The sequence below is a fragment of the Mycobacteroides saopaulense genome, from assembly GCF_001456355.1.
Lineage (GTDB): Bacteria > Actinomycetota > Actinomycetes > Mycobacteriales > Mycobacteriaceae > Mycobacterium > Mycobacterium saopaulense.
On record NZ_CP010271.1, the window covers coordinates 3,430,692 to 3,450,509 of the forward strand.

Consider the following 19,818-nt stretch of genomic DNA (forward strand, 5'->3'; position numbering starts at 1 on the left):
CCGCTAGCCGATCAGCACCGCGTAACCGGGCTTGATCACGTCGTCGATGATCTCCAACCGCTCGTTGAACGGGATGAAGGCCGATTTCATGGCGTTGATGGTGAATCGCTGCAGATCGCTCCAGCCGTAGCCGAACGCCTCGACGAGGCGCAGCATCTCCTGGCTCATCGAGGTGTCGCTCATCAGCCGGTTGTCGGTGTTGACCGTCACCCGGAACCGCAGCCGCGCCAGTAGGTCAAAGGGATGGTCGGCGATGCTGTCGACCGCGCCCGTCTGCACATTCGAACTCGGGCACAGCTCCAGCGGCACGCGCTTGTCGCGCAGTAGTGAGGACAGTCGCCCAAGATGCGCCGAGCCGTCGGGATCGATGTCGATATCGTCGACAATGCGCACCCCGTGGCCCAGCCGGTCGGCGCCGCAAAAGGCGATCGCCTCGTGGATAGAGGGCAACCCGAATCCCTCACCTGCATGGATGGTGAACCGGGCGTTGGCATTCCGCATGTACTCGAAGGCGTCCAGGTGGCGGCTCGGCGGATAGCCGGCCTCGGCTCCGGCGATGTCGAACCCGACGGCGCCGCGGTCGCGGAACTTCACGGCGATTTCGGCGATCTCCCGTGACCGTGCGGCATGCCGCATCGCGGTGACCAGGGTGCGTACCTTGATGCGCTTGCCCGCGGCGCTGGCCTGCCGCTCCCCGTCTGCGAATCCGGCCAGCACGGCGTCCATGACGTCGTCGAGGGTCAGTCCCGCGTCGATGTGCAGCTCGGGCGCGAAACGCACCTCGGCGTACACCACACCGTCGGCGGCAAGATCCTCGACACATTCGGCCGCCACGCGGTGCAGCGCGGAGGCCGTCTGCATGACCCCCACGGTGTGCGCGAAGGTCTCCAGGTACTGCTCTAGGGAGCCACTGTCGGCGGCGGTGCGGAACCACGACGCCAGCGCCGCCTCGTCTTCGGCCGGCAGGTTCTCGTACCCGGATTCGCGGGCAAGCTCAAGAACGGTGCCGGGTCGCAGACCTCCGTCCAGATGGTCATGCAGAAGCGCCTTGGGAGCCTGGGTGATTGACACCAAATCAAGTTCGGCCGTCACACCGGAAGTCTATCGATGATCAGTGGCCTGGCGGTGGGTGCCGCACCGACAGCCCATCCGCCGTCCAGCGCAGCGAGCGCGGCGGGCATACGTTCGGGCGTGTCGGTGTACAGCGTGAACAGTGGTTCGCCTGCGACAACCGGCTCGCCCGGCCGCCGGTGAATGCGCACCCCGGCACCGTGCTGCACGACTTCTCCGGGACGGCTACGTCCGGCGCCGAGGCGCCACGCGGCGACCCCGACAGGCATCGCGTCGATGCGGTGCATGACGCCGCTGACGGGCGCGAGCACGGTCTCCTGACACCGCCCGAGACGCAGCGGTACCGAAAGGTCGCCGCCCTGCGCGTGGATCATCGCGCGGAACACATCCATCGCCGTGCCGTCGGTCAACGTCGCGACCGGGTCCTTGCCGTCGATGCCGGCCGCGGCCAGCATGTCGCGGGCCAGAGCCACGGTGAGTCCGACAACGTCATCGGGCCCGCCACCCGCCAGCACCTCGAGCGATTCCTGCACCTCGACCGCGTTTCCCGCGGTGGCGCCCAGCGGCGTATCCATCGCGGTCAGCAGGGCGCTGGTGGTGACGCCGTGCGCGGTACCCAGATCGACCATCGCCGAGGCCAATTCGCGCGCCTGCTGTTCGGACTTCATGAAGGCACCCGCGCCCACCTTGACGTCCAGAACCAGTGCGGCCGTCCCCTCGGCCAGCTTCTTGCTCATGATCGAGCCCGCGATGAGCGGTATCGATTCGACGGTGCCGGTGATGTCCCGCAGGGCATACAGCTTTCGATCAGCGGGTGCCAACGACGCTCCCGCGGCACAGATCACCGCCCCGACCTCGGAAAGCTGCTGACGTATCTCGTCATTGCTCAGGTCGACACGGATTCCCGCGATGGACTCGAGCTTGTCGAGGGTGCCGCCGGTGTGCCCGAGACCGCGGCCGGACAGCTGGGGAACCGCCGCCCCGCAGGCGGCTACGACGGCGACCAACGGCAGGCTGATCTTGTCCCCCACTCCGCCCGTGGAGTGTTTGTCGACGGTGGGGCGGGCCAGACCGCTCAAGTCCAGCCGTTCGCCGGAGGCCAGGATCGCCGCGGTCCACGCCGACGTCTCGCCGGTGTTCATGCCCCGCAGGTAGATGGCCATCAGCAGGGCTGCCACCTGCTCCTCCCCGATGTCACCGCGGGTGTACTCCCCGATCAGCCATTCGATGGCGCCCGGGCTCAGCTCTCCGCCGTCACGCTTGGTGGCGATGATCGAGGGCATGTCGAACGAGTATGTGTTTGCCATCAGATGCGCCCCCGGTCCAAGTCGTCGGGACCGAAGGCTTCCGGCAGCAGCTCCGTAAGACGTCGTGGGGCCTCGCGATGATCGATGAGTAGGTCAGGCCCACCGTGCTCAAGAAGTAGCTGGCGACATCGGCCGCACGGCATCAGGGGCTCACCGCGGGAATCGACACAGGACAGCGCCACCAACCGCCCGCCCCCGGTGGAGACCAGGGCACAGACCACAGAACACTCCGCGCAGAGACCTAGGCCATATGAGACATTCTCCACATTGCAGCCGACGACCACCCGACCGTCGTCGACAAGCGCGGCGGCACCCACCGGATACTTCGAATACGGCGCATAGGCGTGCTTGGTCACCGCATATGCCTTGTCCCGCAGGTCATTCCATGCGATTGTCATGATCCGGAGACCTCCTTGTCGACCCCATGAGAGTCACATCGGCTCGCCATTTGCTCGTGCAAGGTTTACCTAACTTACTTTGGAGTACGGCGCATTTCGACGCTTTTTCACCCTCACGCGATTTCGGCGCCACCTCGGAATGGGTTTAGAGTTCGCATGACGGTTCGCCGACCACCGTTGGGCCATCGGTTGCGCGTCATGGACGCCCCCATTCACCGCGCCGTGTGGCCCCAGTCCACCATTGGTGTTGGAGGCCAGCTTGACAAGCGTGACAGGCGAAAGTAATCGCCTCAAGCGATCGCTATACCGTGGTGATCCAGGAATGTGGTCCTGGGTCCTGCATCGCATTACCGGTGCCACGATCTTCTTCTTCCTTTTTGTCCACGTCTTGGATACCGCTCTCGTCCGGGTGAGCCCCGAGGCCTACAACTCGGTGATCGAGACCTATAAGACCCCGATCGTCGGGCTGATGGAACTCGGCCTGGTAGCCGCGGTTCTGTACCACGCGCTCAACGGCGTCCGGGTCATCCTCGTCGATTTCTGGTCCAAGGGCCCGCGCTATCAGCGACTCATGCTGTGGATCATCGCCGGCGTCTGGTTCGTGGTGATGGTTCCCGCAGTGACCCGGATCCTCATGCACATGGCGGAGCGTTTCCTATGAGCGACCCTAAGACTTCCTCTAAGACATCGGCACAAACCGGCCCCAACGCGAGCGCCCGGGCCAGCGGCCGCCCCGCCCCCGTGCTGGAGCGCAACTACGACCGACCTGCCGCACTGGACAATCCACGTGCACCCCGGCGTGGATCGGGTATGCCCAACTTCGAGAAGTACGCATGGATTTTCATGCGGTTGTCGGGCATCGTCCTGATCTTCCTGGCCCTGGGCCACCTCTTCATCATGCTGATGTGGGACAACGGCGTGTACCGCCTCGACTTCAACTTCGTGGCGCAGCGCTGGGCGAGCCCGTTCTGGCAGACCTGGGACCTGCTGATGCTGTGGCTGGCGCAACTGCACGGCGGTAACGGCATGCGCACGATCATCGCCGACTACAGCCGCAAGGATTCGACTCGGTTCTGGCTCAATTGCCTACTGGCACTATCGATCATCTTCACGGTCGTGCTCGGCACCTACGTCCTGCTGACCTTCAACCCGAACATCGGTTAGGGGCGATTTCCACAATGACTGAAAGTCTTCGCGCAAGCGGCTCATCCATGATTCAGGAACACCGGTACGACGTTGTCATCATCGGCGCGGGCGGAGCGGGTATGCGCGCCGCCGTGGAGTCCGGGCCCCGGGTTCGCACCGCGGTGCTGACCAAGCTGTACCCGACGCGCAGCCACACCGGCGCCGCCCAGGGCGGCATGTGCGCCGCGCTGGCCAATGTCGAGGAAGACAACTGGGAGTGGCACACCTTCGACACCGTCAAGGGCGGCGACTACCTCGCCGACCAGGACGCGGTGGAGATCATGTGCAAGGAGGCCATCGACGCCGTCCTCGATCTCGAGAAAATGGGTATGCCGTTCAACCGGACACCCCAGGGCCGAATCGACCAGCGGCGCTTCGGTGGTCACACCCGCGACCACGGTAAGGCCCCGGTGCGCCGAGCCTGCTATGCCGCGGACCGCACCGGGCACATGATCCTGCAGACGCTGTACCAAAACTGCGTCAAGCATGATGTCGAGTTCTTCAACGAGTTCTATGCGCTGGACATCGCACTCACCGAGACGCCTAACGGCCCGGTGGCCACCGGTGTCGTCGCCTACGAGCTGGCGACCGGCGATATCCACGTGTTCCATGCCAAGGCAATCGTTTTCGCCACCGGCGGCTCGGGACGCATGTACAAGACCACCTCCAACGCACACACCCTGACCGGTGACGGCCTGGGCATCGTGTTCCGCAAGGGACTTCCCTTGGAGGACATGGAGTTCCACCAGTTCCACCCGACAGGTCTGGCCGGGCTCGGGATTCTGATCTCCGAAGCCGTGCGTGGCGAGGGCGGCCGTCTACTCAACGCCGACGGCGAGCGGTTCATGGAGCGCTACGCCCCCACCATCGTCGACCTGGCACCTCGCGACATCGTCGCGCGGTCAATGGTTCTCGAGGTGCTCGAAGGCCGCGGCGCCGGGCCGAACAAGGACTACGTCTACATCGACGTGCGCCACCTCGGTGCCGACGTCCTGGAAGCCAAGCTGCCGGACATCACCGAATTCGCGCGTACCTACCTGGGTGTGGACCCGGTCACCGAGCTGGTTCCGGTGTACCCCACCTGCCATTACGTGATGGGCGGCATTCCGACCAACATCAAGGGACAGGTGCTGCGCGACAACGACAACGTTGTCCCCGGCCTCTACGCCGCCGGCGAGTGCGCCTGCGTCTCGGTGCATGGCGCGAACCGCCTGGGCACGAACTCGCTGCTGGACATCAACGTGTTCGGTCGCCGAGCCGGTATCGCCGCGGCCGAGTACGCCGAGGCCCACGACTTCATCGACCTGCCGGAGACCCCGGCGACGATGGTCACCGAGTGGGTGGCGGACATCCTCTCCGAGCACGGCGACGAGCGGGTGGCCGACATCCGTACCGAGCTGCAGCAGTCGATGGACAACAACGCCGCGGTGTTCCGCACCGAGGACACCCTCAAGCAGGCCCTCACCGATATCCACGCACTCAAGGAGCGGTACAGCCGAATCACGGTGCACGACAAGGGCAAGCGCTACAACAGCGACCTGCTCGAGGCCATCGAGCTGGGCTTCCTACTTGAACTCGCCGAGGTGACAGTGGTGGGTGCGCTCAACCGCAAGGAATCGCGTGGCGGACATGCGCGCGAGGACTATCCCAACCGCGACGACACCAACTACATGCGACACACCATGGCGTACAAGCAGGGTGCTGAGCTGCTGTCCGACATCCGGCTGGACTACAAGCCCGTTGTCCAGACCCGGTACGAGCCGATGGAACGGAAGTACTGAGATGACTGCGGTTATCGAGAAAGCCGAAGCGGGCGACCCGCCGCTGCCTCCGATCCCCGAGGGCGCGGTCATGGTCGATCTGAAGATCCAGCGGTTCAACCCCGAGGACCCCGACGCCGCGGGCTGGCAGACCTTCCGGGTGCCCTGCCTGTCGACGGACCGGCTGCTGAACCTGCTGCTGTACGTGAAGGGCTACCTGGACGGCACGTTGACCTTCCGCCGGTCCTGCGCACACGGCGTGTGCGGTTCGGACGCCATGCGGATCAACGGCGTGAACCGGCTGGCCTGCAAGGTTCTGATGCGCGATCTGCTGCCCAAGAACCCCAAGAAGACGCTCACCATCACCATCGAGCCCATCCGCGGCCTCCCCGTGGAGAAGGACCTCGTGGTCAACATGGAGCCCTTCTTCGACGCGTACCGCGCCGTGAAGCCCTTCATGATCACCAGCGGCAACCAGCCGACCCGCGAGTACATCCAGAGCCAGACCGACCGCGCACGCTTCGACGACACCACCAAGTGCATCCTGTGTGCGTGCTGCACCACCAGCTGCCCGGTGTTCTGGAGCGACGGAAGCTACTTCGGTCCTGCGGCGATCGTCAATGCGCACCGGTTCATCTTCGACAGCCGCGACGAGGCTGCCGCCGAGCGTTTGGACATCCTCAACGACGTCGACGGGGTGTGGCGCTGCCGTACCACGTTTAACTGCACGGACGCCTGCCCTCGGGGTATCGAGGTCACCAAGGCCATCCAAGAGGTCAAGCGCGCCCTGATGTTCGCGCGCTAGAACGCACTGCCTACACCGCCGGGTGTGAGCACCAATGCTCGCGCCCGGCGGTTTTTTCTATGCCCGCGCGCGCTCTGTCACACATCCGAGTGCTGCCTCGTCATACGGATATGACCACATCACGTATCGAGCCCGTCCCCCCGCAACACGCCTCACTGCTCACCCGGGTCATGTACCGGATGACCAAGCGTCGTTTCGGTCAAGTGCCCGAGCCCTTTACCGTCATCGCCCACCATCGCAAGCTGATGGTCGCCGCGGCGCTGCACGAGCAGATGCTGGGCAGCGCATCCACCGTCCTGCCGGCCAACGTGCGGGAACTCGCGGTGTTCTGGACCGCCCGCACGGTCGGCTGCTCATGGTGCGTCGACTTCGGCTCCATGCTCCAGCGTCTGGACGGCTTGGATGTCGAGCGCCTCAAGGCCATCGACGACTATGCGACCTCACCGCTGTACACCGATGACGAGCGCGCCGCCATCGCCTACGCCGACGCCATGACCGGAAATCCGCACGACATCACCGACGAGCAGGTCGAAGATCTGCGGCAGCGATTCGGCGACGCCGGGGTGATCGAGCTGTCCTATCAGATCGGCGTCGAGAACATGCGCGCCCGCACCTATGCGGCGCTCGGCATCACCGAGCAGGGCTTCAATTCCGGTGACGCCTGCCGGGTTCCGTGGGCCACCGAGGACGCGTCGGACGTCTAGGCGCTGCGCAGCGGCGTGCCGGCGAACTTGTCGGGATTGCTCACATCCCAGACCGCCAGCACCTGCCCGTCGCGCACGGTGAACGCGCTCACCCGGGGCAGCACCGGTCTGAAATTCGGATCGGTGTCTGTCTCGGTCAGGTACATGCCGAACTGCCCGTTCACCAGCGCCGGATTGATCGCCTGCGTCATCTGTGGGCCGTAACGCTCCATCAGCCCCAGCAGGAAACGCGCCACCTTGTCGGGGCCGTGGATGACCCGTACCGCCGTCGGCGCCTTGCCGTCGGAATCTCCGGTCATCGTCACCTCCGGATGCAGCAGCCGCACAACGGCTTCCACACTTCCGGACATGAGGGCCTCCAGCAGCTTGCCCACCACCTCGTTGTGTTCGCCATCGGCCACCGGTTCCGGGGTAGCGGTCACCGCGCGGCGCGCACGCGAAGCGAGTTGCCGAGCGGCCGCGTCGTTGATGCCGAGAATCTCGGCAATCTGTTTGAACGGCACCGAGAATCCGTCGTGCAGGACGAAGGCCACGCGCTGATCGGGTGCCAGTCGGTCCAGCACCACCATGGCGGCGAAGCGGGCGTCCTCGCTGGCCACCAGCGCGGCAAGCGGGTCACTGCCATCCAGTCCGGTGACGACCGGCTCCGGAAGCCATTCCCCCACATAGGTTTCCCTGCGATATACGGCCGATCGCAACCGATCCAGCCCGAGCCTGGACACCACGGTGGTGAGCCAGGCCGGCAAGTCCTCGATCTCCCCGGACGCGGAATGCCAGCGCAGCCAGGCGTCCTGGACGATGTCCTCGGCGTCGGCGACGCTACCGGTGAGCCGATAGGCCACGGCTTGCAGACGCGGGCGCAACGCCTCGAACTCATCGGTACGCTCCCGGACCTGGCCTGCCATCACTTCAGCCTATGCCTGCCCCTAGGGTGAGCCTATGGCCAAGCCGTCGATCGATCCCGTCCGCTGGCAGCCTCCCGGTATACGGCCGCTATCCCTGAATCCGCAGCCACTGCCACCGCTGAGCATCGTGGCGTTGCCCGGTCACGCCCCCGAGGACGTGGTGGCCGACGCTGCCGGGAACATCTGGGCGGGCGTGGCGGACGGCAAGATCCTGCGCATCACGCCCGATGGATCTGAGGTGGCGCATGTCGCCACCACCGAGCACCCGCCCCTGGGCCTGCACATCGCACGCGACGGCCGAGTGCTGATCTGCAGCCGCGACAAGCTGCTGGCCCTGGACCCTGCGTCGGCGGATATCGAGCCACTGGTCACCAAGGTGGATGGGCCGCCGCTCGTCTTCTGCTCGAATGTCACCGAATCTGCCGATGGCACAATCTATTTCAGCGAGTCGACGGCGCGTTTCCCGTTCGAGCTGTTCATGGCCGCGATCCTGGAGGGGCGCCCCACCGGACGAGTGTTCCGCCGCGATCCGGACGGGACCGTGACGACCATTGCCACGGGACTGGCGTTCACCAACGGGGTCACCCTGACCGCCGACGAGTCCGCTCTGATCATCGCCGAGACAGTCGGCCGCAAGGTGAGCAGGTACGCGCTCACCGGCCCCGATGCCGGCGCCCTGACGCCGATCCTGGAAGAGATTCCGGGCATGCCCGACAACATCAGCACCGGCGCCGACGGCCGCATCTGGGTCACCCTGGCCAGCCCGCGCAATGCGCTCGCCGAATGGCTGCTCCCCCGCACTCCGGCGATTCGGAAGGTCCTGTGGCAGCTGCCCGACGCTCTGCTTCCGAGTACCGACACCGATCCGTGGGTCATCGCGGTGAACCCGGAGACCGGCAGCGTGGTGGCCAACATCCGCGGCAAATCCCGGGATCTGCGCACCGTCACCGGCGTCGTGGAGTCAGGTGGCCGTCTCTGGTTCGGATGCATCGGATCATCGGCCGTCGGGCACATCAGCCTGGCCGATATCGCCCCCTCGGGTCATTGAACTAGCAAGTCACATCCGACACAGCCGTAACATCCCCCAGTTCAGGGCGGCATTCGCTTACTGTGACGAAGCGATGACCACCCGGACTTCAGTGCCACAGTGCCGCCAGGCCATGCGATCAGCCGCGACTCGTCTCGCCGCTGCCACCGCCGCCGGGCTGATCGTCGCCGCCCTCCCGCTGAGCACGCCGCCCGCCAGCGCCGAGCCCGGATTCACCCCGCCGGACACCAGCGGCTGCCCGTACAAGGTGGTCACCCCGCCGGCGGTCGACACCTCCGAGGTCCCCAAGGCCGGTGGCGACCCACCCGCGCCCCTCCCGGTGCCCGCCAAGCCCATCGGCGGCCAGATGCTGGGCAGCTGCGACGTGATCACCCCCGACGGCGCCGGACCGGTACCGGGCGACATTTCCGCGGAATCCTGGATGATCGCCGATCTCAACACCGGAAACGTCGTGGCCGCCAAGGACCCTCACGCCCGGCATCGGCCCGCCAGCGTCATCAAGGTGCTGATCGCCATGGAATCCATCAACAACCTGAACCTGAACCAGGCGGTGGTGGGCACCCAGGACGACGCGAACAGCGAAGGCACCAGGGTCGGCGTCGACGTCGGCGGGACCTACACGGTCCGGCAGCTGCTCACCGGTCTGCTGATGAACTCGGGCAACGACGCTGCGCACGCGCTGGCGGTTCAGCTCGGCGGTATGGACGAGACCGTCGCCAAGCTCAACGACATGGCGCAGAAACTGGGCGCGCGGGACACCCGCGTGGCCACCCCCTCCGGCCTGGATGGCCCCGGCATGAGCACCTCCGCCTATGACCTCGGCCTGTTCTACAAATACGCGTTCGCCGACCCCACCTTCGCCGACCTGGTATCGGCTCCCAAGGCCACCTTTCCCGGACACCCCGCCAAACCCGGTGAGCCCGACGATCATCCGCCGTACGAGATGACGAACGACAACAAGCTGCTCTACAACTACCCCGGCGCGCTCGGCGGCAAGACCGGATACACCGACGACGCGCAGCAGACCTTTGTCGGTGCCGCCGAACGCGACGGCCGCCGGCTGGTGGTCACCATGCTGCGCGGTACACGTCTACCGATCGCTCCCTGGGAACAGGCTGCCCACTTGCTGGACTACGGATTCTCCACTCCCCGCGACGCCTCGATCGGCAAGCTCGTCGACCCCGACCCGTCGCTGTTGACCAAGCCGCATGCCGACAACACGGGCACTCCGCAGGCCGCGGGCCTCACCGCCGACGCGGTGAACAGCGTCCCGGTCCGAGTGGGTGTCACGATCATCGGCGCGATGATCGTGTTCGGCCTCATCCTCGCGGCACGGTCACTCAATCGCCGCCAGGCTTAATCGCCGCCACGCCCCAGCCACGAAATACCGATCGCACCAAGGGCTCCCGCCCCAAAGGCGGCGAGAACACCCAGTTTCGATGGACGCTCGACGGTCTCGACGCGCGTGGTGATGACCACCGGCTCGGGCGGCGGCACGTACACGAACGGCCTGTTCTCGTCGGACGTGGCGGCCCAGGCTGTGGCGTACAGCAGCAGCCGGGCAGTGATGTAGGCGAACACCATGATGCCGAGCACCGGACCGAACGTGGAGCCCGCCGGGCCATGCATGATCACGCTCAAATAGATCGAAGCGACCTGCTTGAACAGTTCGAACCCGACCGCCGCGATCAGCCCGGCGCGCACCGCACTCGAGAAGGGCAGCCGCTCCCTGGGTAGTCGCGCGATCATCCAGGTGAACAGTGCCCACGACAACACGGTCGCTATCGCTATCGTCACGACCTTGAGCAGAACCGCCGGCACCGAGACGTCATGCAGGCCGATCCACCCCAATATTCGCAGGATGGTTTTCTCGTTACCGACGGCGGTCACCGCGATGGTGAGGGCCAGCGCCACGAAGGTCGAGCCCAATGCCAGCAGATCCGACAGCTTGCCCTGTACGAAACCTTCCGACTCGTTTGGCGGCTGCTCCCACATGGCAGAGAGCGCCGCCCGCACATTCGCCATCCAGCCCAGCCCGGCCCACGCCGCGGTCGCCAGACCGGCGATGCCCAGGCTGGTACGCGAAGCAATGGCCGTGTCCATCAAATTGATTAGCTGGTTACCCACCTCGCCCGAGATGGCGCCACTGATCCGGCCGCGTAGCTCCGCAATTGTGTCCGGCCGCCTGGACAACACAAAACCCATGACCGCGAACGCGACCATCATGAGCGGAAACAGCGCAAAGACGGTGAAATAGGTGATTCCGGCGGCGAAGAAGTTGCCGTTTACCTTCTGGTAGCGCTCCTGCATCCGCATGATGTGGTCGAACCAGGGAAATCGTGCACGATAGCGGTCAAGAATTCCGGGCTTGTCGTCTTCGGCCACTCTTCACCACCTCAGTTGTTCGCTACCTCGCGGGCCGGACAAACCCTATCCGGTCATAGACCTCGGTGAGAGTCTTCTCCGCCAGCTCCTTGGCGCGCGCCGCACCGGAAGCAAGGATGTCGTCGAGGGCCGCGGTATCGGTGAGCAGCTCATTCGTCCGATCGCGCACCGGCGTGACGAACTCGACCAGCGCCTCGGCCGTGTCCTTCTTCAGATCTCCGTAGCCGCGCCCGGCGTACCCGTCGACAAGCGTGCCGATGTCAGTGCCGGTGAGTGCGGACTGGATGCTCAGCAGGTTCGACACACCTGGCTTGGCATCGCGATCGAACCGGATCTCCCGGTCGCTGTCGGTCTGCGCCGACTTGATCTTCTTGGCCGAGGCCGCCGGATCGTCGAGCAGGTTGATCAACCCGGTCGGAGTCGAGGCGGACTTGCTCATCTTCACCGTGGGGTCCTGCAGGTCGTAGATGCGTGCCGCGTTCTTCGGCACGAATGTCTCCGGCAGCACGAATGTCTGGCCGTACCGACCGTTGAATCGCTGCGCCACATCACGAGTCAATTCCAGGTGCTGACGCTGATCGTCGCCCACCGGGACAACGTTGGTTTGGTACAGCAGGATGTCGGCGGCCATCAGCACGGGGTAGGTGAACAGGCCGACGGTGGTGGCGTCGGTCCCCTGCTTCGCGGACTTGTCCTTGAACTGCGTCATGCGCGACGCCTCGCCGAAGCCGGTCAAACAACCCAGCACCCAGGCCAATTCGGTATGTGCCGGCACGTGACTTTGTACGAAGATGGCGCTCTCGCCCGGGTCCACGCCCAACGCGACGTACTGCGCGACCACGGCGCGGGTACGCCGACGCAGCTCCTCCGGATCCTGCGCGACGGTGATCGCATGCAGATCGACGACGCAGAAGAGGGCCTCGTACTCGCGCTGCAACCGCACCCACTGCTGCACAGCACCCAACACGTTTCCGAGATGAAGCGAATCGGCAGTGGGTTGGATCCCGGAGAACAGCCGTCCCCGGGGCGCAGTGTCAGCAGTCATGGTGCGTCCATCCTGGCATGAACGGTCAACGCCATTTACCGCAGCAGGCCGCTCAATCGGCTAGTGCAGCCGGTACTCGACGGTCACCGGCGCGTGGTCGGACCAGCGGAGCGCATAGGCATCGGCCCGCTCCACCCGCGCCGCGTGCGCGCGCCGCCCGAGATCACCGGTGGCCAGGTGATAGTCGATGCGCCAGCCCGCGTCGTTGTCGAAGGCCTTACCGCGCCACGACCACCAACTGTATGGCCCGTCGACATCCGGATGCAGCAACCGGAAACTGTCGACCCAGCCGGCCTCCAGCAGCGAGGCGACCCATGCTCGCTCCTCCGGCAAGAACCCTGCCTTTTTCTGATTCGCCTTCCACGCCTTGATGTCTCGCTCGGTGTGTCCGATGTTCCAATCGCCGCAGATCACCGTGTCGCGCCCACTGGCAGCGAGCGCGGCCATCCGGGTACCCACGGCCGCCATGAAACGCTCCTTCTCCAGCTGGCGCTCGGTACCCGCCTCACCGGTGGGCAGATAGATGCTCGCCACCGTCAGGTCGCCGATCTCGGCCTCCAGATACCGGCCGGATTCGTCGAACTCGCCACCGTCGGCCTCCAACGCCGACCTGTTCGATGCGGTAGGGACCCGGCTGAGGATCCCCACGCCGTTGCGCCCCTTCACACTCGATGAGGCGCTCACCACATGCCACCCCGCGGTAAGCGCCGGGGCCAGCGCCTCCAGCAGCTGCTCCTCCTCCGCGCGGACCTCCTGCAGACACACGATGTCGGCGCTCGTCTGCTCCAGCCAGGGCAACAGTCCGCGGTTCTCCGCGGAGCGTTCCTTGACGGCGGCACGAATGCCGTTGACGTTGATGGTGGTGACGGTGATCTTCTTCGCGCTCATCGATCGCCGACGATAGCCGAGCGGTGTGACAGAGCCGCTGGGGAGAAGAGTGCCGACACTGCTAAGTTGACGCAAAAGTCGGTAATGTCAACGCCGCTGTTGACGCAATGAGGAGGACCCATGTTGGAAGCCGTCTTGTCGAAGTCGTCGAGCAGGCGCGCCCCCATCGAGATGGGTGAGGGCGAGCCCGTTCTGCTCCTCCATCCGTTCATGCTGTCGCAGTCGGTCTGGGAGACCGTCGCCGAGCAGCTCGCCGATGCCGGATACGAGGTGTTCGCGCCGACGTACCCCGGCCACAACGGCGGTGGCCCGATGCCCAAGTTGCCGCCGTTCTCGCAGCGCTCGGTCGACGTGTACCTCGATCAGGTCGAGCAGATCATGGACCAAAAGGGCTGGGAGACAGCGCACCTGGTGGGCAACTCGCTCGGCGGATGGATCGCCCTGGGCCTGGCGCAGCGTGGCCGCGCCCGCAGCGTCACGGCCATCGCCCCGGCCGGCGGCTGGACCAAGTACTCGCTGTTGAAGGCCGAGATCGTGGTGAAGTTCGCGGCCATGCTTCCCTGGTTGGCATTCTCGAGGCTCCTGGGCCGTCGCGCGGCGGGCCTACCGTTCGTGAAATTCGCCACCGCCCGCACCCTGTGCGGCGAGACCGAGGCACTGAGCCTGCCGGACTTCCACAGCATCTTCGAGGACATCACGCACTGCCCTGCCTATTTCGCGTCGCTGACGTCGATCCTGCCGGCGCCGGGCCTGGAGAACCTGAACACCATCTCGGTGCCCGCACAGTTGGTGTTGTGTGAGAAGGACGAGATCGTGCCGCCGGGCCGGTTCGGCAAGCTCATCGGCCAGGGCCTGCCCGCCGACGCACGACGGATCACCTTGGCGGGCATGGGACATGTGCCCATGCTGGAGGCGCCGGGCCAAGTCACCGAGGTGATCACCGACCTGATCGATCCGCTGGTCGCGGCCAAGCGCAGCGCGGCCTCCGACGCCGTCTAGACCCCTCGACAACGTCGACACGCCACGTTCTGCGCGTCCCTCTCGGGAAACGCGTCAGAACGCGGCGTGTCGGTTGAGGTGAAATCGAGGCGCGCTAGACCTCTACGGACGCCAGCACGGAGTTGAAGGTCGCACTCGGGCGCATTGCCGCGCTGGTCTTCTCCGGATCCGGCTGGTAATACCCGCCGATGTCGACCGGGCCACCCTGCACCGCGTTGAGCTCGGCGACGATCGTGTCCTCGTTCTCGACCAGCTGCTTGGCCAGCGGCGCGAACAGCTCGGCCAGCTCGGTGTCCTCGGTCTGCGCGGCAAGTTCGGCCGCCCAGTACAGCGCGAGGTAGAACTGGCTGCCGCGGTTGTCGAGCTCGCCGGTCTTGCGCGACGGGCTCTTGTCGTTCTCCAGCAGCTTGCCGGTCGCGGCATCCAGCGTGGTGGCCAGGATCTTGGCGCGGGCGTTCCCGGTCTTGATGCCCAGATCCTCCAGGCTGACGGCCAGGGCCAGGAACTCACCCAGCGAATCCCATCGCAGGTGGTTCTCCTCGACCAGCTGGCTGACGTGCTTGGGTGCCGAACCACCGGCACCCGTCTCATACAGCCCGCCGCCGGCCATCAGCGGCACGATCGACAGCATCTTGGCGCTGGTGCCCAGCTCCAAGATCGGGAACAGGTCCGTCAGGTAGTCGCGCAGGATGTTGCCGGTCGCCGCGATGGTGTCCTTGCCGCGAATCAGCCGCTCCAGCGTGTACCGCATGGCCCACACCTGCGGAACGATCTGGATCTTGAGGCCCTCGGTGTCGTGGTCCTCCAGGTAGGTCTTCACCTTGTTGCGCAGCTCGACCTCGTGGGGACGCTCGGTGTCCAGCCAGAAGACCACGTTCATGCCGGACTCACGTCCGCGCGTGACGGCGAGCTTGACCCAGTCCTGGATGGCGGCATCGGTGACGACCGGCATGCGCCAGATATCGCCTGCCTCGACGTTCTGGCTCAGCAGCACCTCGCCGGTCTCGACGTCGACGATGTCGGCGACACCTGCCTCGGCGATCTCGAACGTCTTGTCGTGGCTGCCGTACTCCTCGGCCTTCTGCGCCATGAGACCAACGTTGGGAACGGTGCCCATCGTGGTCGGGTCGAACTGGCCGTGGGTCTTGCAGAAGTTGATCATCTCCTGGTAGATCCGGGAGAAGGTCGACTCCGGGTTGACGGCCTTGGTGTCCTTGAGCTTGCCGTCGGCGCCGTACATCTTGCCGCCGGCGCGGATCATCGCGGGCATCGAGGCGTCGACGATCACGTCGCTGGGCGAGTGGAAGTTCGAGATGCCCTTGGCCGAATCCACCATGGCCAGCTCGGGCCGGTGCTCGTGGCACGCGTGCAGGTCGCGGATGATCTCCTCGTGCTGCGAGGCGGGCAGCGCCTCGATCTTGCTGTAGAGATCGGACATGCCGTTGTTGACGTTGACGCCCAGCTCGTCGAACAGCTTCTGGTGCTTTTCGAAGGCGTCCTTGTAGAAGATCTTGACCGCGTGTCCGAAGACGATGGGATGGCTGACGCGCATCATGGTGGCCTTGACGTGCAAGGACAGCATCACGCCGGTCTTGTAGGCGTCCTCGATCTGCTCCTCGTAGAAGTCGCAGAGCGCCTTCTTGCTCATGAACATGCTGTCGATGATGTCGCCCTTGCCCAGCTTGACCTCGGGCTTGAGTACTACGGCCTCGCTGGCCTCGCGGCCAGCGGGCGTGAGCACCATCTTGACCTTGCGGTCGCGGTCCAGGGTCAGCGACTTCTCACCGTGGTAGAAGTCGCCCTCCTTCATGGTCGCGACGTGGGTACGTGATGCCTGCGACCACTCGCCCATGCTGTGCGGGTGCTTGCGCGCGTACTCCTTCACCGCGCGCGGTGCACGGCGGTCCGAGTTACCTTCGCGTAGAACGGGGTTCACGGCGCTGCCAAGACACTTGGTGTAGCGCGTCTTGATGGCCTCTTCTTCCTCGTTCTTCGGATCGCCGGGGTACTCGGGCAGCTTGTAACCCTTGCCCTGCAGTTCCTTGATGGCGGCGAGCAGCTGAGGCACGGAGGCGCTGATGTTGGGCAGCTTGATGATGTTCGTGTCCGGCAGTTGGGTCAGCCGGCCCAGCTCGGCCAGATTGTCCGGAACCTGCTGGTCTTCGGGGAGGTAGTCGGCGAACTCGGAAAGGATTCGGGCGGCAACAGAGATATCGCTGGTTCGGACGTCGATGCCGGCTGGTCCGGCGAAGGCACGGATGATCGGCAAGAAGGAGTACGTCGCGAGCAGCGGCGCCTCGTCTGTCAGCGTGTAGATGATGGTCGGCTGCTGCGCACTCATGGTCACTCCCGGCATCGTTGATCGGACTTGTTGGTCGGTCAAAATTTCAGGTACCCCGTGGGTCACACGGATGCCCTATTCAGTATCACGTCGCCTCCGAGCCTAGGCGGGCGGACGGCGTGTGATCGCGCTCCCATATGCGCTTGGACTACCTGGTGGCAACCATTCGGTGAATTGCGATACGCTGCTAAGCGGTCATGAGTACCAGCGTCAAGCCCCGGCTCGCTGGTCGGCAACCCTCCAACCGCGGTGGGGTGCCCCGGGTGATTGACCAGGTTGAGTAGCCGACTGAATCGTCGACAGGTTGTCGACGGAGCAATCGGCCACACGGCAAGCGCGGGTCCGATGGCGGGCCCCGAGAAGACAGGTTGGCCCGATGAAGTATTCGTCACCCGGGGGTAAGTCCCTGCGTTCCTGTTGTCGGCACTGTCACTGTCGCTGTTGTCCCCAGCCCTGACTGCCGTACCCGACTACCCCCAGGAGAGCCCCATGACCGATATCGACCCCACACAGTGGACCTTCGAGACCAAGCAGATCCACGCGGGCCAGTCCGCCGATGCCTCGACCAATGCCCGAGCCTTGCCGATCTACCAGACCACCTCCTACGTCTTCGACGACACGGCGCATGCCGCGGCGCTCTTCGGACTGTCCGAAGAGGGCAACATCTACACCCGCATCGGTAACCCCACTCAGGACGTTGTGGAGCAGCGCATCGCCGCCCTGGAGGGTGGTGTGGCCGCGCTGCTGCTGGCCTCCGGACAGGCGGCGGCGACGCTGGCCATCGTGAACATCGCGGAGGCCGGCGACAACATCGTGTCGAGCCCGCGCCTGTATGGCGGCACGTACAACCTGCTGCACTACACACTGCCGCGCCTGGGTATTTCGACCACCTTCGTCGAAGATCCCGATGATCTCGAGTCCTGGCGCCGAGCCATCACTCCGCAGACCAAGGCGATCTTCGCCGAGTCGATCTCCAACCCCCAGAACGACATTCTCGACATCGCGGGCATCTCGGAGATCGCACACGCGGCAGGCATCCCGCTCATCGTCGACAACACCGTCGCCACGCCCTATTTGATCCAGCCGCTGGCTCACGGTGCCGACATCGTGGTGCACTCGGCCACCAAATACCTTGGCGGGCATGGCAATGCAATCGGCGGCGTGATCATCGACGGCGGCACCTTCGACTGGACACAGGGTCGGCATCCGGGCTTCACCACACCCGACCCGAGCTACCACGGGGTGGTCTTCGCCGACCTGGGCGCACCGGCCTATGCACTCAAGGCCCGCGTTCAGCTGTTGCGCGACCTCGGCCCTGCCATCTCACCGTTCAACGCATTCCTCATCGCGCAGGGTCTGGAGACGCTGAGCCTGCGCGTGCAACGCCACGTAGAGAACGCACAGCGCGTGGCCGAATACCTCGTGGCCCAGCCGGAGGTCACCCGCGTCAACTACGCCGGTCTGCCCACCTCGCCCTGGTACGAGCGCGCGAAGGCACTGGCACCCAAGGGCGCCGGGGCCGTCCTGGCCTTCGAATTGGACGGAGGAGCCGAGGCGGCGACGACCTTCATCGATGCACTGACCCTGCACAGCCATGTCGCCAACATCGGCGACGTGCGCTCGCTCGTCATCCACCCCGCGACCACGACGCACGCACAGCTCGCCCCCGCCGAGCAGGTGGCCTCGGGCGTCACCCCCGGGCTGGTCCGGCTGGCCGTCGGCATCGAGGGCATCGACGACATCCTGGCCGATCTCGACGCCGGATTTGCCGCCGTACGTCGCCTCAAACAGCCCGCGGCGGTGGCATCATCGTGACCATCGAACAGCAGCTTCCGGCTCCGAACGTCGCCCTCCCCCAGGGCGACGAGATCGCCTATGTACCAATAGGTTCGATCACGCTGGAAAGCGGTGCTGTCATCGACGACGCGATCGTCGCGGTACAGAGCTGGGGGGAGCTCTCGCCGCGTCGCGACAATGTGGTGTTCGTCTGCCACGCACTGACTGCCGACTCCCACGTGGTCGGCGAAGCGGGCCCCGACCACATCACCGGCGGCTGGTGGGAAGGAATCATCGGTCCGGGCGCGGCGATCGACACCGACCAGTGGTGCGCCATCGCCACCAACGTCCTGGGCGGCTGCCGGGGCACAACCGGTCCCACTTCCCTTGCCTGCGACGGAAAGCCCTGGGGTTCACGATTCCCCGAGGTCTCGGTGCGCGACCAGGTGAACGCCGACGTCGCCGCGCTCGCGCAACTGGGCATCACCGAGGTCGCCGCCGTACTGGGCGGGTCGATGGGTGGCGCACGCGCTCTGGAATGGGCTGTGATGCACCCGGATTCGGTGAACGCGGCACTGGTGCTGGCGGTTGGCGCGCGCGCCACCGGCGACCAGATCGGCACCCAGAGCACGCAGATCGCCGCCATTCAGGCCGATCCCGACTGGCAGGGTGGCGACTACCACGGCAGCGGACGCAGCCCCGAAAAGGGACTGAACCTCGCCCGACGCATCGCGCACCTGACCTACCGCGGCGAGGTCGAGCTGGACACCCGGTTCGGCAACGACCCCCAGGTCGGCCCGGAAGGCCCCGAGGATCCGTGGGCGGATGGCCGATACGCGGTGCAGAGCTACCTGGAACATCAGGGCAGCAAGTTCATTCGGCGCTTCGACGCCGGCAGCTACGTCATCTTGACCGAGTCACTCAACCGGCACGACGTCGGTCGCGGCCGCGGCGGCGTCGAGAAGGCGCTGCGCGGCTGCCCGGTCCCGGTTGTCGTCGGCGGCATCACCTCCGACCGGCTGTACCCGCTGCGACTGCAAGAGGAATTAGCAGACCTGCTTCCCGGTTGTACCGGCTTGCGGGTGGTCGAGTCCGTGCACGGTCATGACGCGTTCCTCATCGAATTCGATGCGGTCAGCGAGTTGGTGCGGGAAACGCTGGCACTGGCCAAGGCAACACAGGCTTCGTAAACACCGAACCT

18 protein-coding genes and 1 riboswitch are annotated in these 19,818 nt (G+C 65.5%); of the genes, 10 read left to right on the top strand and 8 right to left on the bottom strand.

Annotated elements, in window-relative coordinates:
• Nucleotides 1-3: 3 nt before the first annotated feature.
• Genes MYCSP_RS17175 through MYCSP_RS17185 form a run of 3 tightly spaced genes read right to left on the bottom strand, consistent with a single transcriptional unit; the run spans nt 4 to nt 2,776 of the window.
• The gene (locus MYCSP_RS17175) at nt 4-1,092 is read right to left on the bottom strand and encodes an adenosine deaminase (protein ID WP_083016302.1); all 1,089 of its coding nucleotides are present in this window, start codon (nt 1,090-1,092) and stop codon (nt 4-6) included.
• Entirely contained in the window at nt 1,089-2,378 is a 1,290-nt protein-coding gene (locus MYCSP_RS17180; RefSeq protein ID WP_088414483.1) for a thymidine phosphorylase, read from the bottom strand. Before MYCSP_RS17180 ends, MYCSP_RS17175 begins: the two co-directional genes overlap by 4 nt.
• A complete protein-coding gene (locus MYCSP_RS17185) occupies nt 2,378-2,776 on the bottom strand; it encodes a cytidine deaminase (protein WP_083016310.1) in 399 nt (132 codons plus the stop codon). The genes MYCSP_RS17180 and MYCSP_RS17185 overlap by 1 nt, the downstream gene beginning before the upstream one ends.
• 322 nt (nt 2,777-3,098) lie before the next feature.
• On the opposite strand from MYCSP_RS17185, the gene sdhC reads away from it, so the two are divergent.
• The 5 genes from sdhC to MYCSP_RS17210 all read left to right on the top strand — a co-directional run bounded on the left by sdhC (nt 3,099) and on the right by MYCSP_RS17210 (nt 7,230).
• Nucleotides 3,099-3,437 (top strand): succinate dehydrogenase, cytochrome b556 subunit, encoded by a 339-nt coding sequence (sdhC, locus tag MYCSP_RS17190; protein ID WP_070909493.1) that lies wholly within the window; start codon nt 3,099-3,101, stop codon nt 3,435-3,437.
• Nucleotides 3,438-3,517: 80 nt separating this feature from the next.
• Complete coding sequence (locus MYCSP_RS17195) at nt 3,518-3,940, top strand: succinate dehydrogenase hydrophobic membrane anchor subunit (protein ID WP_070909492.1); 423 nt, start codon at nt 3,518-3,520, stop codon at nt 3,938-3,940.
• Between the two features lie 47 nt (nt 3,941-3,987).
• A complete protein-coding gene (gene sdhA, locus MYCSP_RS17200; protein WP_070909491.1) occupies nt 3,988-5,742 on the top strand; it encodes a succinate dehydrogenase flavoprotein subunit in 1,755 nt (584 codons plus the stop codon).
• Between the two features lies 1 nt (nt 5,743).
• Nucleotides 5,744-6,526 (top strand): succinate dehydrogenase iron-sulfur subunit, encoded by a 783-nt coding sequence (locus tag MYCSP_RS17205; RefSeq protein ID WP_083016317.1) that lies wholly within the window; start codon nt 5,744-5,746, stop codon nt 6,524-6,526.
• Between the two features lie 110 nt (nt 6,527-6,636).
• Nucleotides 6,637-7,230, top strand: coding sequence for a carboxymuconolactone decarboxylase family protein (locus MYCSP_RS17210; protein WP_083016321.1), 594 nt, complete (start codon nt 6,637-6,639; stop codon nt 7,228-7,230).
• Here the strand turns inward: MYCSP_RS17210 and MYCSP_RS17215 are convergent.
• Nucleotides 7,227-8,135 (bottom strand): sigma-70 family RNA polymerase sigma factor, encoded by a 909-nt coding sequence (locus tag MYCSP_RS17215; protein ID WP_088414487.1) that lies wholly within the window; start codon nt 8,133-8,135, stop codon nt 7,227-7,229. The two genes, MYCSP_RS17210 and MYCSP_RS17215, sit on opposite strands and share 4 nt — an antisense overlap.
• A 34-nt stretch (nt 8,136-8,169) precedes the next feature.
• Between MYCSP_RS17215 and MYCSP_RS17220 the strand changes: the two genes are divergently transcribed.
• Both MYCSP_RS17220 and MYCSP_RS17225 read left to right on the top strand, forming a co-directional pair.
• The gene (locus MYCSP_RS17220) at nt 8,170-9,183 is read left to right on the top strand and encodes an SMP-30/gluconolactonase/LRE family protein (RefSeq protein WP_083016329.1); all 1,014 of its coding nucleotides are present in this window, start codon (nt 8,170-8,172) and stop codon (nt 9,181-9,183) included.
• Between the two features lie 112 nt (nt 9,184-9,295).
• Entirely contained in the window at nt 9,296-10,543 is a 1,248-nt protein-coding gene (locus tag MYCSP_RS17225) for a D-alanyl-D-alanine carboxypeptidase family protein (RefSeq protein ID WP_234809158.1), read from the top strand.
• On the opposite strand, the gene yhjD is transcribed toward MYCSP_RS17225, so the two are convergent.
• Genes yhjD through MYCSP_RS17240 form a run of 3 tightly spaced genes read right to left on the bottom strand, consistent with a single transcriptional unit; the run spans nt 10,540 to nt 13,501 of the window.
• Nucleotides 10,540-11,568: an inner membrane protein YhjD gene (yhjD, locus tag MYCSP_RS17230; RefSeq protein WP_070909485.1), complete on the bottom strand. Its 1,029-nt coding sequence runs from the start codon at nt 11,566-11,568 to the stop codon at nt 10,540-10,542. The two genes, MYCSP_RS17225 and yhjD, sit on opposite strands and share 4 nt — an antisense overlap.
• A 22-nt stretch (nt 11,569-11,590) precedes the next feature.
• Nucleotides 11,591-12,613 carry a tryptophan--tRNA ligase gene (gene trpS / locus MYCSP_RS17235; protein ID WP_083016337.1) on the bottom strand — a complete coding sequence of 341 codons (1,023 nt, stop codon included), beginning with the start codon at nt 12,611-12,613 and terminating at the stop codon, nt 11,591-11,593.
• Between the two features lie 60 nt (nt 12,614-12,673).
• Nucleotides 12,674-13,501, bottom strand: a complete 828-nt coding sequence (locus tag MYCSP_RS17240) for an exodeoxyribonuclease III (RefSeq protein WP_070909483.1) — start codon at nt 13,499-13,501, stop codon at nt 12,674-12,676.
• 120 nt (nt 13,502-13,621) lie between these two features.
• Between MYCSP_RS17240 and MYCSP_RS17245 the strand changes: the two genes are divergently transcribed.
• Nucleotides 13,622-14,500 carry an alpha/beta fold hydrolase gene (locus MYCSP_RS17245; RefSeq protein ID WP_070909482.1) on the top strand — a complete coding sequence of 293 codons (879 nt, stop codon included), beginning with the start codon at nt 13,622-13,624 and terminating at the stop codon, nt 14,498-14,500.
• A gap of 94 nt (nt 14,501-14,594) precedes the next feature.
• Here the strand turns inward: MYCSP_RS17245 and MYCSP_RS17250 are convergent, their stop codons facing one another.
• Entirely contained in the window at nt 14,595-16,841 is a 2,247-nt protein-coding gene (locus MYCSP_RS17250) for an NADP-dependent isocitrate dehydrogenase (protein ID WP_083016459.1), read from the bottom strand.
• A 193-nt stretch (nt 16,842-17,034) separates the two neighbouring features.
• Nucleotides 17,035-17,184, top strand: a riboswitch (SAM riboswitch).
• A gap of 146 nt (nt 17,185-17,330) precedes the next feature.
• Between MYCSP_RS17250 and MYCSP_RS17255 the strand changes: the two genes are divergently transcribed.
• Together MYCSP_RS17255 and metX are read left to right on the top strand one after the other, a co-directional pair.
• On the top strand, nt 17,331-18,656 hold the full coding sequence (locus MYCSP_RS17255) for a bifunctional o-acetylhomoserine/o-acetylserine sulfhydrylase (RefSeq protein WP_083016341.1): 1,326 nt from the start codon (nt 17,331-17,333) through the stop codon (nt 18,654-18,656).
• Complete coding sequence (gene metX / locus MYCSP_RS17260) at nt 18,653-19,807, top strand: homoserine O-acetyltransferase MetX (protein WP_088414489.1); 1,155 nt, start codon at nt 18,653-18,655, stop codon at nt 19,805-19,807. The genes MYCSP_RS17255 and metX overlap by 4 nt, the downstream gene beginning before the upstream one ends.
• The last annotated feature ends 11 nt before the right edge of the window (nt 19,808-19,818 follow it).

What these genes read in the sequence shown, in the direction of transcription:
- MYCSP_RS17240 (WP_070909483.1), bottom strand. Translation starts at nt 13,501, where the DNA reads ATGAGCGCGAAGAAGATCACCGTCACCACCATCAACGTCAACGGCATT.
- MYCSP_RS17220 (WP_083016329.1), top strand. Translation starts at nt 8,170, where the DNA reads ATGGCCAAGCCGTCGATCGATCCCGTCCGCTGGCAGCCTCCCGGTATA.
- trpS (WP_083016337.1), bottom strand. Translation starts at nt 12,613, where the DNA reads ATGACTGCTGACACTGCGCCCCGGGGACGGCTGTTCTCCGGGATCCAA.
- MYCSP_RS17185 (WP_083016310.1), bottom strand. Translation starts at nt 2,776, where the DNA reads ATGACAATCGCATGGAATGACCTGCGGGACAAGGCATATGCGGTGACC.
- MYCSP_RS17245 (WP_070909482.1), top strand. Translation starts at nt 13,622, where the DNA reads ATGTTGGAAGCCGTCTTGTCGAAGTCGTCGAGCAGGCGCGCCCCCATC.
- MYCSP_RS17215 (WP_088414487.1), bottom strand. Translation starts at nt 8,135, where the DNA reads ATGGCAGGCCAGGTCCGGGAGCGTACCGATGAGTTCGAGGCGTTGCGC.
- MYCSP_RS17250 (WP_083016459.1), bottom strand. Translation starts at nt 16,841, where the DNA reads ATGAGTGCGCAGCAGCCGACCATCATCTACACGCTGACAGACGAGGCG.
- MYCSP_RS17255 (WP_083016341.1), top strand. Translation starts at nt 17,331, where the DNA reads ATGACCGATATCGACCCCACACAGTGGACCTTCGAGACCAAGCAGATC.
- sdhA (WP_070909491.1), top strand. Translation starts at nt 3,988, where the DNA reads ATGATTCAGGAACACCGGTACGACGTTGTCATCATCGGCGCGGGCGGA.
- MYCSP_RS17205 (WP_083016317.1), top strand. Translation starts at nt 5,744, where the DNA reads ATGACTGCGGTTATCGAGAAAGCCGAAGCGGGCGACCCGCCGCTGCCT.
- MYCSP_RS17210 (WP_083016321.1), top strand. Translation starts at nt 6,637, where the DNA reads ATGACCACATCACGTATCGAGCCCGTCCCCCCGCAACACGCCTCACTG.
- sdhC (WP_070909493.1), top strand. Translation starts at nt 3,099, where the DNA reads ATGTGGTCCTGGGTCCTGCATCGCATTACCGGTGCCACGATCTTCTTC.
- MYCSP_RS17225 (WP_234809158.1), top strand. Translation starts at nt 9,296, where the DNA reads ATGCGATCAGCCGCGACTCGTCTCGCCGCTGCCACCGCCGCCGGGCTG.
- MYCSP_RS17180 (WP_088414483.1), bottom strand. Translation starts at nt 2,378, where the DNA reads ATGGCAAACACATACTCGTTCGACATGCCCTCGATCATCGCCACCAAG.